Source organism: Caballeronia sp. PC1 (genome assembly GCF_021353155.1).
In the GTDB taxonomy this organism is placed as follows: Bacteria; Pseudomonadota; Gammaproteobacteria; order Burkholderiales; family Burkholderiaceae; genus Caballeronia; species Caballeronia cordobensis.
This window is the reverse complement of the sequence record NZ_JAJUBH010000001.1, coordinates 2003875-2016807: the sequence shown is the minus strand read 5'-3', so window position 1 is coordinate 2016807 and position 12933 is coordinate 2003875. Positions and strand designations below refer to the sequence as shown.

Annotated in this window: 13 protein-coding genes; 8 read left to right on the top strand and 5 right to left on the bottom strand. The window is 64.3% G+C overall.

All coding sequences use genetic code 11. The annotated features are described in order from the left end of the window. Positions 1-38: 38 nt before the first annotated feature. Positions 39-1034: a bifunctional riboflavin kinase/FAD synthetase gene (locus LY284_RS09750; protein WP_014190618.1), complete on the bottom strand. Its 996-nt coding sequence runs from the start codon at positions 1032-1034 to the stop codon at positions 39-41. 148 nt (positions 1035-1182) lie between these two features. Here LY284_RS09750 and purN point away from each other — a divergent pair, with 148 nt between their 5' ends. The 6 genes from purN to nadC all read left to right on the top strand — a co-directional run bounded on the left by purN (position 1183) and on the right by nadC (position 8067). Further along, entirely contained in the window at positions 1183-1833 is a 651-nt protein-coding gene (purN, locus tag LY284_RS09745; RefSeq protein ID WP_014190619.1) for a phosphoribosylglycinamide formyltransferase, read from the top strand. Then, positions 1830-3137, top strand: coding sequence for an RsmB/NOP family class I SAM-dependent RNA methyltransferase (locus tag LY284_RS09740; protein ID WP_014190620.1), 1308 nt, complete (start codon positions 1830-1832; stop codon positions 3135-3137). The genes purN and LY284_RS09740 overlap by 4 nt, the downstream gene beginning before the upstream one ends. A 16-nt stretch (positions 3138-3153) precedes the next feature. Next, positions 3154-4518 carry a mechanosensitive ion channel family protein gene (locus LY284_RS09735; RefSeq protein ID WP_014190621.1) on the top strand — a complete coding sequence of 455 codons (1365 nt, stop codon included), beginning with the start codon at positions 3154-3156 and terminating at the stop codon, positions 4516-4518. Between the two features lie 239 nt (positions 4519-4757). Next, positions 4758-5954 carry an acyl-CoA desaturase gene (locus LY284_RS09730; RefSeq protein WP_014190622.1) on the top strand — a complete coding sequence of 399 codons (1197 nt, stop codon included), beginning with the start codon at positions 4758-4760 and terminating at the stop codon, positions 5952-5954. 125 nt (positions 5955-6079) lie between these two features. After that, complete coding sequence (gene nadA, locus LY284_RS09725) at positions 6080-7207, top strand: quinolinate synthase NadA (protein WP_045450396.1); 1128 nt, start codon at positions 6080-6082, stop codon at positions 7205-7207. After that, positions 7207-8067: a carboxylating nicotinate-nucleotide diphosphorylase gene (nadC, locus tag LY284_RS09720; protein ID WP_014190624.1), complete on the top strand. Its 861-nt coding sequence runs from the start codon at positions 7207-7209 to the stop codon at positions 8065-8067. The genes nadA and nadC overlap by 1 nt, the downstream gene beginning before the upstream one ends. Here the strand turns inward: nadC and nadB are convergent. The 4 genes from nadB to radC form a co-directional block, all read right to left on the bottom strand. Continuing rightward, a complete protein-coding gene (gene nadB / locus LY284_RS09715) occupies positions 8064-9662 on the bottom strand; it encodes an L-aspartate oxidase (RefSeq protein WP_014190625.1) in 1599 nt (532 codons plus the stop codon). The genes nadC and nadB overlap by 4 nt on opposite strands. A 204-nt stretch (positions 9663-9866) precedes the next feature. Further along, positions 9867-10034, bottom strand: coding sequence for a 50S ribosomal protein L33 (gene rpmG, locus LY284_RS09710; protein WP_014190626.1), 168 nt, complete (start codon positions 10032-10034; stop codon positions 9867-9869). Positions 10035-10045: 11 nt separating this feature from the next. Beyond that, the gene (gene rpmB, locus LY284_RS09705; protein ID WP_008351171.1) at positions 10046-10279 is read right to left on the bottom strand and encodes a 50S ribosomal protein L28; all 234 of its coding nucleotides are present in this window, start codon (positions 10277-10279) and stop codon (positions 10046-10048) included. 236 nt (positions 10280-10515) lie between these two features. Further along, the gene (radC, locus tag LY284_RS09700) at positions 10516-11262 is read right to left on the bottom strand and encodes a DNA repair protein RadC (RefSeq protein WP_041730166.1); all 747 of its coding nucleotides are present in this window, start codon (positions 11260-11262) and stop codon (positions 10516-10518) included. Positions 11263-11466: 204 nt separating this feature from the next. Between radC and LY284_RS09695 the strand changes: the two genes are divergently transcribed. Further along, positions 11467-11922 (top strand): peptidylprolyl isomerase, encoded by a 456-nt coding sequence (locus LY284_RS09695; RefSeq protein ID WP_014190628.1) that lies wholly within the window; start codon positions 11467-11469, stop codon positions 11920-11922. Positions 11923-11924: 2 nt separating this feature from the next. Beyond that, positions 11925-12887: a 4-hydroxy-3-methylbut-2-enyl diphosphate reductase gene (gene ispH, locus LY284_RS09690; RefSeq protein ID WP_041730169.1), complete on the top strand. Its 963-nt coding sequence runs from the start codon at positions 11925-11927 to the stop codon at positions 12885-12887. Positions 12888-12933 lie beyond the last annotated feature (46 nt).

The window sequence follows — 12933 nt, the reverse complement described above, 5'->3', positions numbered from 1 at the left end:
AGCGGGCGATGCGCTTTTCTCAAAGCGGCACCGCGCGCTCACCTAATTCGGTCCGTCGCCGAAATGGCGAAGCCGGTGGCGCGGCTGCCCGCGTTGCTCGCGGGCGGCAGGCCGAAGTAGGCGCGCGCGTTGTCGACATCTTTCGCGATGGCCGCGCCGAGCGTTTCGAGATCGACGTACTTCTCTTCGTCGCGCAGCTTCTTCAGGAATTCGACGCGCACGAGCTTGCCGTAGGCGTCGCCGTGCCAGTCGAGCACGAAGACTTCGAGCAGCACGCGGCCGGAATCGTCGACGGTCGGACGCAGGCCGAGGCTCGCGACCGCGGGCAAAGGCTCATCCGCAAGGCCGTGCACGCGCACCACGAAAATGCCCGCGAGCGCCGGCCGCTTGTGCGCGATCGGCAGATTCAGCGTGGGAAAGCCGAGATCGCGGCCGAGCTTCGCGCCGTGCACGACGTGCCCGCTGATGACATAGGGACGCCCGAGCGCGACTTGCGCGGCGTCGAGATCGCCCGCGACGAGCGACGCCCGCACCGACGACGACGAGATACGCGTGCCGTTCGGATGCGCGACGGTCGCCATCTGCTCGACTTCGAAGCCGTATTGCTTGCCGGCGGCCTTGAGCGAAGCGAAATCGCCCGCGCGCTTCGCGCCGTAGCAGAAGTCGTCGCCGACCATGACCCAGCGCGCATGCAGCCCGTCGACGATCACGTTCTTCACGAACGTATCCGGCGACTGGCTCGCGAACGTCTTGTTGAAATGCTCGACCACCACGCGATCGACGCCGTTGGTGCGCAGTGCTTCCAGCTTGTCGCGCAGCATGGCGATGCGCGGCGGCGCGCCGGCCGGATTGAAGAACTCGCGCGGATGCGGCTCGAAAGTCATCACGCAGACCGGCAGGCCGCGCGCGTCGGCGGCGGCCCGCACGTGCGCGAGCAGCGCCTGGTGGCCGCGATGGACACCGTCGAAATTGCCGATGGTCAGTGCGCAGGGCGCCCGGCTTTCGGCATTGGGGAGGCCGCGAAAGACTCTCACGATAGGCGTTGGTCGGTGGGAGGGGCTGATGCTGCAAAGCGTTAGATTATAAACGCTCGCGCCGGCGCACGGGCGCGCCGGCCCGGGTGCGATGCCGCGCGCGTCCATTGGCACGATTTTCGCACCCGCCGAATGATAAAATCCGCGGATGAAAAAAATCGTTATTCTGATCTCCGGACGCGGGAGCAACATGGAGGCCGTCGTGCGTGCATGCGCGCGCGAAGGCTGGCCGGCTCGCGTCTGCGCGGTCGTCTCCAACCGGCCCGATGCCGCCGGGTTAGGCTTCGCGGCCGCGAACGGCATCGAAACGTGTGTGGTGGATCATCGTCAATTCGACGGGCGCGAATCGTTCGATGCGGCGCTTGCGCGTGAAATCGATCGTTTCGAGCCCGATCTCGTCGTGCTGGCGGGCTTCATGCGCGTGTTGACCGATGCCTTCGTCGGGAAATACGCGGGGCGCATGCTCAATATTCATCCGTCGCTCTTGCCGTGCTTTCCGGGCTTGCGCACGCATCAGCAGGCGCTCGACGCGGGCGTGCGCGTGCATGGCGCGAGCGTGCATTTCGTGACGCCGACGCTGGATCACGGACCGATCGTCGCGCAGGGCGCGGTGCCGGTCGCAGCCGGCGACGACGCCGCCGCGCTCGCCGCGCGCGTGCTGAAGATCGAGCACGTCATCTATCCGCGCGCGGTGCGATGGTTCATCGAAGGGCGACTTTCTATCGAGGGCGAACGTGTCGCCCTCACGCCGTCTGAGCCGCAATGGCTCTTTGCCGACATTGCCGGGGAGGGCGCATGAGGCTGCATGGATTTCTGATCGGACAAACCGAAACTTTGCTCGCGGACGTACTCCGCTTCTCCGGCCCCGCCGACGCCGCGACGAGCCGCTTTTTCCGCGCGCATCCGAAGCTCGGCCACGGCGAGCGCGGCGTTATCGCGGAGGCCGTGTTCGCCGTGCTGCGCCGGAAAATGGAGTTCTCGCACCTCGCGGAAAGCGGCAGCGGCAATCAGGCGCGCCGTCTCGCGCTGCTCGGCCTGATGCAGACGGCAGGCCTGTCCGCGCTGAAGCCGTTCGTGTCCACCGATGAACACCAATGGCTCGCGCAGGTTTCGAAGATCGACCCGGCGAGCCTGCCGGTGCGCGTGCGCACAAATCTGCCGCAGTGGATCTACGACGCGATGGGCAAGCGTTTCGCGCCCGAGGAGCTCGCGCAGCTCGCCGCCGCGCTGAACTATCCCGCGCCGCTGGACCTGCGCTCGAACCCGATCAAGGCGGATCGCAAGGTCGTGCTGAAGGCGCTGACCGAGGCCGGCATCGACGCGGGCGAAATGCCGTTCGCGCCGTTCGGTATCCGCGTGGACGGCAAGCCTGCGCTGACGCGTCTCGCGCCGTTCCAGGAAGGCTGGATCGAGGTTCAGGACGAAGGCAGCCAGTTGCTCTGTTCGCTGATGGCGCCGCGCCGCGGCGAGATGATCGTCGATTTTTGCGCGGGCGCGGGCGGCAAGACGCTGGCGCTCGGCGCAATGATGCGCTCCACGGGCCGGCTCTATGCGTTCGACGTGTCCGATCGCCGGCTCGCGAAGCTCAAGCCGCGCCTCGCGCGCAGTGGCTTGTCGAACGTGAATCCGGTGCTGATCGACAGCGAGCACGACGCGAAGATCAAGCGTCTCGCGGGGAAGATCGACCGTGTGCTCGTCGATGCGCCGTGCTCCGGCCTCGGCACCTTGCGCCGCAATCCGGACCTGAAGTGGCGTCAGTCGCCCGCAACCGTCGCGGAACTGACGCCCAAGCAGCTCTCGATTCTCACCAGCGCCGCGCGCCTCGTGAAAACCGGCGGCCGGCTCGTCTACGCGACCTGCTCCATGCTCGAAGCGGAGAACGAAGACGTCGTCGCGCAGTTTCTGGCGGCGCATCCGAATTTCCGCGTGGTGCCCGCGCGCGACGTGCTTGCGGAACAGCGCATCGATCTGGATACGGGCGACTATCTGTCGCTGTGGCCGCACAAGCATGGCACGGACGGGTTCTTTGCGGCCGTGCTGGAGCGCGTGCCCGACCCCGCGAAAGCGCCTAAAGCGCCCGAAGCGCCTGAAGAAACCGCCTGAACACGCCGCATAAGCGATGCAAAACCGCTTCCTGACCGAGCTTTCCGCGCGGCTTTTCCGCGATTTCGGCGAGCCGGAAGTGCTCTGGCAGGTCGCGGCGCTGATCGGGCTGCTCGCGGTGGCGTGGTGGTGCGCGCGTCTGCTTCGCAAGAAGCTGGACGCGCGCCGTCAATCGCGTTTCGAAGCCGTGCGCTTCGGCGCGGAAAGTCTCAACAAGGCGCTGTTTCCGCTGCTGGGTGCGGTGTTCGTGTCGATCGCGCAGGTCGTGCTGGCGCCGTTCATCCACACGTCGTTTCTGCGTCTCGCGCTGGTGCCGCTGTGCGGCATTGCCGTGATTTACACGATGCTTTACGTCGCGCGGCGCGTGTTCAGCCGCGGTCAGGCCGAGCACGAAGGCAACGCGCTGCTGTATCTGTTCGAGAAACTCGTGACGGTGATCGTCTGGGTCGCGATGGCGCTCACCGTCATGGGCATCCAGGACGACGTCGTTCACTGGATGGCGAGCGTGCGCTTCAATTTCGCGAACGCGCACATGACGCTGCTTTCGCTCGCCTCGGGCGTGCTGTGGGTGTGCGTGACGCTAATCGTCGCGATGTGGGCCGGCGCGCTGCTCGACGACCGCCTGATGCGGGCCCGCACGCTCGACGCGAACCTGAAAGTGGTGCTCGCGCGCGTCGGACGGGCGCTGATGATCCTCGCCGCCATTCTGGTGAGCCTGTCGATCGTCGGCATCGACATCACGGTGCTCGGCGTCTTTGGCGGCGCGCTCGGCGTCGGGCTCGGCTTCGGCTTGCAAAAGATCGCGAGCAACTACGTGTCGGGCTTCATCATCCTGCTGGATCGCTCGTTGCGGCTCGGCGACATGATCAACGTCGCGGGCAGCCAGGGCACCGTCACGCAGATCCGCACCCGTTACACGGTCGTGCGCGGGCTCGACGGCATCGAAACGCTGATTCCGAACGAAAAACTCATCACCGATGTGGTGCAGAACCATTCGTCGTTTCTCACTCGCGGCAACGCCAAAATTGCCGTGCAGGTGAGCTACCGGTGCGACGTCGAGCGGGCGATGCAATTGCTCGTCGATGCGACGCAGGGCGTCGAGAGGGTATTGCAGGACCCGGCGCCCGCGGCGCTGCTCGCGAGCTTCGGTGCGGACGGCATCAATCTGGAGTTGAGTTTCTGGATCGAGGACGCCGCAAAGGGCACGGGCGGCGTTAAGTCGCATGTCAACCGGGCGGTCTGGCGGCTATTCTCGGAGAACGGCATCGAGATTCCGTACGCGCAGCGGGAGATAAGGATTATCGACGGCGTGGCCCGGGCAGGTGGCGAATCGGTACTAAATACCGAAAATCGCGCCTCCGGACCGGCTTCCGCGGCTTGATATCGGCCAGTTGCACCAAACTTACGATCTGGCCGATGAATCAACCTCAAATCGGGGCGTAGGTTTTTCCTCGTTTTGCTACGATTCAAAAAATTTCACCTTTAGGACAAAGACTTGGAACGCATGCAGTAGAATGCGATCGAACTTGCGCGCGTTCCTTTCATGCGCACAACACGTTGTCCGCGGTCGGTGCGACCGGCCATTTTTCCCGAATTTCACAGCTATACAGGTAAAACGCCTTGCTGAATTCTTCGCTCGAATTTCTCGCCAACGGATTGCTCGACTTTTCCTGGTGGCAGATTCTGCTGTTCACGCTCGCGATGACGCACGTCACCATCGCCGGCGTCACCATCTATCTTCACCGTTGCCAGGCGCACCGCGCGCTGGACCTGCATCCCGTCGCGGCGCACTTCTTCCGCTTCTGGCTGTGGATGACCACCGGCATGCTGACCGGCCAGTGGGCGGCCATCCATCGCAAGCATCACGCGAAGTGCGAGACCGAGGAAGACCCGCACAGCCCGCAGACGCGCGGCATCTGGAAAGTGCTGCTCGAAGGCGCGGAGCTCTATCGCACCGAAGCCAAAAACGAAGAAACAATGCGCAAGTTCAGTCACGGCACGCCGAACGACTGGATGGAGCGCAACGTGTACACGCGTTATCCGATTCTCGGCATCAGCGTCATGATGGTGATCGACGTTGCGCTGTTCGGCATCGTCGGGCTGTCGGTGTGGGCTGTGCAGATGATCTGGATTCCCTTCTGGGCGGCGGGCGTCGTCAACGGCCTCGCGCACTTCTGGGGTTATCGCAACTTCAATTCGGCGGATGCCTCGACGAACATCTTCCCGCTCGGCATTCTGATCGGCGGCGAGGAGCTGCATAACAATCACCACACGTTCGCGACCTCGGCGAAGCTGTCGAGCAAGTGGTACGAGTTCGATATCGGCTGGATGTATATCCGCATGATGTCGATGGTCGGTCTCGCGAAGGTCAAGAAGGTCGCACCGACGCCGAAGCTCGCCGCGAGCAAGGCGGTGGTCGATCAGGACACGCTGCAGGCCGTGCTCGCGAATCGCTATGAAGTGATGGCGCGTTACGGCAAGGCGCTCAAGCATGCCTACGCGCAGGAACTGTCCAAGCTGAAGGAAGCCGGCGCGCGCGAGAAGTACCAATTGATGCGCGGTGCGCGCACGTGGTTCCACAAGGAAGAAGACGGCCTGAACGAGCCGCAGCTCAAGCAACTGCCGGAGCTGACGTCGGACAATCAGAAGCTGCGCACGTTTATCGAACTGCGCAAGGATTTGTCGGCGATGTGGGACCGTTCGAACGCATCGCGCGAGCAACTCGTCACGCAATTGCAGGACTGGTGCCATCGCGCGGAAGAGAGCGGCATCAAAGCGTTGCAGGATTTCGCGCTGCGTCTGCGCCGCTACGCCTGACGCGCGATATCCGTTAAAATTTAAGGACGTCACAAGACCCCGCTCTGGCGGGGTCTTTGTTTTTGGGCGACGGATTTTCGCGTTTCGCATTCGTATTGCTTGAGCAGCGAGCAGGGGACAGGGACATGGAAGCGATCAGAAGCGTCGAGTATGACCGGCCGCAAGGCCTGACGTGCGGAGTGGGCGAGGCGTGGGCGCGCGTGCCGGACGCGCCGTCGCCGGAGCAGAAGCGCGAGTTGAAGGAGCGCATCCGCGCACTGCTGCGGCGGGAAGAGGCGGTCCTCGTCGCGCATTATTACGTCGATGCCGAACTTCAGGAACTCGCCGATGAAACCGGCGGTTGCGTTGCCGATTCGCTCGAAATGGCGCGCTTTGGCCGCGATCACGCGGCGAAAACGCTGGTCGTCGCGGGCGTGCGTTTCATGGGCGAGACGGCCAAGATTCTGAGCCCGGACAAGCGGGTGCTGATGCCCGATCTCGATGCGACCTGTTCGCTCGATCTGGGCTGCCCCGCCGACGAGTTCGCCGCCTTCTGCGATGCGCATCCGGATCGCACGGTGGTCGTGTATGCGAACACGAGCGCGGCCGTGAAGGCGCGCGCGGACTGGATGGTGACGTCGTCGATCGGGCTGGAAATCGTGGCCGACCTCCATGCGCGCGGCGAGAAAATTCTGTGGGCGCCGGACCGGCATCTGGGCAATTACATCCAGAAGAAGACCGGCGCGGACATGCTGCTGTGGCAGGGCTCGTGTCTCGTCCACGACGAATTCAAGGGCATCGAGCTCGATCTGCTGCGAAACGAATATCCCGACGCGAAGATTCTCGTGCATCCGGAATCGCCGGAGGGCGTCGTTGCGCTCGCGGATGTGGTCGGCTCGACCACGCAACTCATCGACGCCGCCGTGAAGCTCGACGCGAAGCGCTTCATCGTCGCGACGGATCTCGGCATTCTGCACAAGATGCGGCTCGCCGCGCCCGGCAAGACGTTCATCGAAGCGCCGACCGCCGGCAACAGCGCGACCTGCAAGAGCTGCGCGCACTGCCCGTGGATGGCGATGAACGGCCTCGCCAATCTTGCCGAGGTGCTCGAACGCGGTCACAACGAGATTCATGTCGATCCGGCCATCGGGCTGCGCGCGCGCCTGCCGATCGACCGCATGCTCGACTTCGCCGCGCGTCACAAGAAGCGCGTGCAGGCGAGCGGCGACCTGGCGAAAGATACGTCGCTGTTCACGAACGTGGGGGCCGCGTAATGTCGATATTCGAAGAAGTGCGCGCCCAGTACGGCGAAGCGTTCGACGCCGCGCTCGTGCGCAATGTCGAGGACGCGCTGAAAGAAGATGTCGGCAGCGGCGATGTCACCGGCCGCCTCGTACCCGCCGATGTGCGCACGGCGCGCATCATCGTGCGCGAAGAGGCAGTGCTGTGCGGCGTGCCGTGGTTCGAGGAGGTCATGCGCCGCGTCGATCCCGCGATCGAAACCGAATGGCAATACCGCGAAGGCGACCGCATGGCGGCGAATGCACCGGTCGTGCTCCTGCACGGTCCCGCGCGATCGCTGCTGACGGCCGAGCGCAACGGCCTCAATTTCCTGCAATTGCTTTCGGGCGTCGCGACCGCGACACGCCGCTATGTCGATGCGATCGAAGGCACGCGCGCGCGTATCCTCGATACGCGCAAGACGCTGCCGGGCCTGCGGCTCGCGCAGAAGTACGCGGTGCGCGTCGGCGGCGGCGCGAACCAGCGGCTCGCGCTCTACGACGGCATGCTGATCAAGGAAAATCACATCGCGGCGGCGGGCGGCGTGGCAGCGGCAATGAGCGCGGCGCTCGCGCTGAACGCGGGCGTGCCGATCCAGATCGAAGTGGAAACGCTGGAGCAGCTCGAAACGGCGCTCGGCTCACGCGCCGAATCGATCCTGCTCGACAACTTCACGCTCGACATGATGCGCGACGCCGTGCGCATCACGGCGCAACGCGCGTTGCTCGAAGTCTCGGGCGGCGTGAACTTCGACACGGTGCGGGCCATCGCGGAAACAGGCGTGGACCGCATTTCCATCGGCGCGCTCACGAAGGACGTGCGCGCGACCGATTTCTCGATGCGCCTGCTTTAAACGGCGCGGCGGCGCGCGGCCGGCGGCATGAGCACCGTCGGCAGGGCCTTCGGCAGCGTTTCGGGCCAGTCGCGGCTGTAGTGCAGGCCGCGGCTCTCGCGTCGCGAACACGCACTTTCGACGATCAGCGACGCCACATCCACCAGGTTGCGCAATTCCAGCAAATCGCGGCTCACCTTGAAATTCGCGTAGTACTCATGGATTTCGTCGCGTAGCAGGGCGAGGCGATGCTGCGCGCGCGCAAGGCGCTTGTCCGTGCGCACGATGCCCACGTAATTCCACATCAGACGCCGCAACTCGTCCCAGTTGTGCGCAACGACCACTTCTTCGTCCGGATCGGACACGCGGCTTTCGTCCCAGTCGGGCAATTCGGCGTGACAACCGTTCGAGTATCCGTCCGCTTCGATCGCCTGCGCCGCCGCGCGGCCGACCACGAGGCATTCGAGCAGCGAATTGCTCGCGAGCCGGTTCGCGCCGTGCAATCCCGTGTACGAGGTTTCGCCGACCGCGTACAGGCCCGGCCGGTCCGTGCGTCCTGCGAGATCCGTGACCACGCCGCCGCATGTGTAGTGCGCGGCGGGCACGACCGGAATCGGCTCTTTCGCAATATCGATGCCAAATTCGCGGCAGCGCGCGAGGATCGTCGGAAAATGCTCTTCGAGGAACGCGCGCGGCTGGTGGCTGATGTCGAGATACACGCAGTCGATGCCGCGCTTCTTGATCTCGAAGTCGATCGCGCGCGCGACGATATCGCGCGGCGCGAGTTCGGCGCGTTCGTCGTGCGCGGGCATGAAGCGCGTGCCGTCCGGCAGGCGCAGAATGCCGCCTTCGCCGCGCACGGCTTCCGAGATGAGAAACGACTTTGCGTACGGGTGAAACAGGCACGTCGGATGGAACTGGATGAACTCCATGTTCGCGACGCGGCAGCCCGCGCGCCACGCCATCGCGATGCCGTCGCCGGTCGCGGTGTCGGGATTCGTCGTGTAGAGATAGACCTTGCCCGCGCCGCCCGTGGCGAGCACCGTGTGCGGCGCCTGAATCGTCACCGTGCGGCCGGTGCTCAGATCCAGCGCGTACAGTCCGTGGCAGCGATGGCCCGGCAGCCCGAGACGGTCGGACGTGATCACGTCGATCGCGACATGATCTTCGAGAATGGTGATGTTCGGATGGTTGCGCACGCGCTCGGAAAGCGTCGTGACCACGGCGTGGCCGGTGGCGTCGGCCGCGTGAATGATGCGGCGATGGCTGTGACCGCCTTCGCGCGTCAGGTGGAAACCGAGTTCGGCGGCGGCGTCGCGCGTGAAGGGCACGCCTTCCTCGATCAGCCATTCGATCGCCGCGCGCCCGTTCTCGACGATGAAGCGTGTCGCCGCCTCGTCGCATAGGCCGCCGCCCGCAATGAGCGTATCGCCGACGTGGTTGTCCACGCTATCGGCCGAATCCAGCACGGCCGCGATGCCGCCTTGCGCCCAGTCGCTCGCGCCGACGTTCGCCGCCCGCTTCGCGAGAATCGCGACACGCCGCGTCTGAGCCAGATTCAGCGCGACGCTCAAGCCCGCGAGCCCGCTCCCCACGATCGCTACATCGAAATTCATGCTGCCGGTTCTCCGTCCGTGTTCTCGTCGATAGCCGGCAAGCATACCCCGCATGAACATTCAGTGACAGCGAAAACCCCCGCACGAGCGTGTGAAAAGGGGGTTAAAAGCGGGGGAGAAAACGCCGGGAAAAACAAAAAGCCCCGCGATTGCGGGGCTTCTCGTGTCTTCGCCTTTTTACAGGCAGGCTCTCAAAATCAAGATTTACTTGATCTTGGTTTCCTTGTAGTCAACATGCTTGCGTGCGACCGGATCAAATTTCTTGATCAGCATCTTTTCCGGCATGTTGCGCTTGTTCTTGGTCGTCGTGTAGAAGTGACCCGTGCCTGCGGTCGACTCCAGCTTGATCTTGTCGCGTGCGCCCTTGGCCATGTGCGTGCTCCTTAGATTTCACCGCGTGCGCGCAGGTCTGCGAGCACGGCGTCAATACCGTTCTTGTCGATCAGGCGCAGACCGGCGTTCGAGACGCGCAGACGGACCCAGCGATTTTCGCTTTCAACGAAGAAACGGCGGTTCTGCAGGTTCGGCAGGAAACGACGCTTGGTCTTGTTGTTTGCGTGGGAAACGTTGTTGCCCGACATCGGGCCTTTCCCAGTTACTTGGCATACGCGTGCCATGAGGACACTCCTAATACACGATTAAGTCCGAGTCGAACGCTCGAGTGAAGGACATGCCTTCGTTCGATGCCTCGTTTCGCCCAATTTGCCGATCGGGGACTTGGCAGCACGGTTATGCCAATGAGGACTGCGCCCAGTTTCGCCGGTTCGTTACTCCGGCACTCAGAACAGGGGGGTGAGAAAAGCAAACGAGAAGTGTAGCAGAAAAAATGCTGCAATATCAAACCATTTATGCTTCACAGCCACCCGTGCCGCGCGAACGAGAACACGTCGTTCGCCGCCACGACGACGTGATCGAGCAGTTGCACGTCGATGAGCGTGAGCGCCCCCTGCAGCGTCTTCGTGAGACTGCGGTCGTTCGCGCTCGGCGTGACCCCGCCCGACGGGTGATTATGCGCCACGATGAGCCCCGCCGCGTTGAGCGAGATCGCGCGCCGCACGATCTCGCGCGGATACACCGCCACGCGCGTGAGCGAGCCGCGCGCGGATTCTTCGGCATGCAGCAGCTTGTGCCGCGCGTCCAGATACAGGCAGACGAACACCTCGTAAGGCCGCGTGCCGATCAAAAGCCGCAAATAGTCCTCGACGGCGCCCGGCGAGTTCAGCAGTTCGCGATCGCGCGCCTTCTCTGCGAGCGCGCGCCGGCACAGCTCGGACACCGCCAGCAGGGTCGCGGCGCGCGCGGGGCCAATGCCGCGCTGCTCGCGCAAATCCAGCGCCGTCGCGTCCAGAACGCCGCGCAGCGAGCCGAACCGGCGCATGAGCTGGCGCGCGACATCGACGGCCGATACGCCCGCCACGCCGGTGCGCAGGAACAAAGCGAAGAGTTCGGCGTCGGAGAGGGATGCCGGGCCGGTATCCAGCAGCCGCTCGCGCGGACGGTCGGCGCGCGCCCATTCGCGGATCGGCGTATGAGGCGCGTCCTCGGCATGGCCCGATCCGGGCGCGTCAAACGGCTTCACGAGCCGCAGGTCGGCGCTCATCGCGGCGCTCCGGGACGTTCTGTCGCGCGGGTCAGCGCACGCAGGACATGGCCGCGAGACGCGTGCTGCCACAACTGTGTCTTACAATAGCGGTTTTGGCGCCCGGTTTGCACCGGCGCCGCGCGGTTCGCCGCCTCGCGTCGCGAAGCCGCCTCGAGCGGAGCCTGCGCCCCGCCTTCAAACGAACGGCCACATCCAATACTCATGAGCATCATCGATATCTCCGAGGTGAAACCCGGTTCGCACGTCACGCTTCATTACCGGCTCGCACTGGCCGATGGTGCTGACATCGTCAACACGTTCACCGACAAGCCCGCGACGCTCTTGCTCGGCGCAGGCCAGCTCGCGGAGCCCCTGGAAGAGATTCTGCTGGGACTGAAGGTCGGCCACCATTCGACCTTTCAGCTAACGCCGGATCAGGCTTTCGGGCCGCGTAACCCGGAGCTGGTCCAGTGGGTGTCGCTCGCGACGCTGCGCGAAAACAGCATGATCGGCGAGGATTTTTCTCCCGGCGATCTCGTCGAATTCAACGCGCCGAACGGCGGCCGCTACGCGGGTGTGCTGAAGGAAGTCGGGGAAACCGCTGCCTTGTTCGATTTCAATCACCCGCTCGCGGGCCAGGCGCTCGTCTTCGAAGTGAAAATCATCGGAATTCTGTAACCATGATTGAAAGCCTCAACGAAGTTCAGACCGACGTCGAAATCCTGCTCGCGCAGCCGCGCGGGTTCTGTGCAGGCGTCGACCGCGCGATCGAAATCGTCGAGCGTGCGATCAAGCTGTTTGGCGCGCCCATCTACGTTCGCCACGAGATCGTCCATAACGCGTATGTCGTTGCGGATCTGCGTGAGAAGGGCGCCATCTTCATCGAAGAGCTGTCCGACGTGCCCGAAGGCGCCACGCTGATCTTCAGCGCGCACGGCGTCTCGAAGGCGGTGCGCGGCGAAGCCGAGGCGCGCGGCCTGCGCGTGTTCGACGCGACGTGTCCGCTCGTGACCAAGGTGCATATCGAAGTCGCGAAGATGCGCCAGGACGGCTTCGACATCGTGATGATCGGCCACAAGGGGCATCCCGAGGTCGAAGGCACGATGGGCCAGTCGGGCGAGGGCATGCATCTCGTCGAGGATATCGAGGACGTGCTCAAGCTCGATCTGCCCGACCCGCAGCGCATCGCGTACGTCACGCAGACCACGCTTTCGGTCGACGACGCCTCCGCGATCATCGGCGCGCTCAAGAACAAGTATCCGGACATCAAGGAGCCGAAGAAGCAGGACATCTGCTACGCGACGCAGAACCGCCAGGACGCGGTGAAGTTTCTCGCGCCGCAGTGCGATGTCGTGATCGTCGTCGGCAGCCCAAACAGCTCGAATTCGAGCCGTTTGCGCGAAGTGGCCGAGAAGCGCGGCATCCCCGCCTATATGGTGGATTCGCCGACGCAGATCGATCCGAAGTGGGTCGAGGGCAAGAAGCGCATCGGGGTGACGGCGGGCGCGTCGGCGCCGGAAGTGCTGGCGCAGGCGGTCATCGCGCGGCTGCGCGAACTCGGCGTGCGCAACGTGCGCTCGCTGGAAGGCATCGAGGAGACGATCTCGTTCCCGCTGCCGCGCGGTCTCTCTCTGCCGCAGTGAATGAAATCGTTGCTTCGAAAAAGCGCCTCCGGGCGCTTTTTTTTCG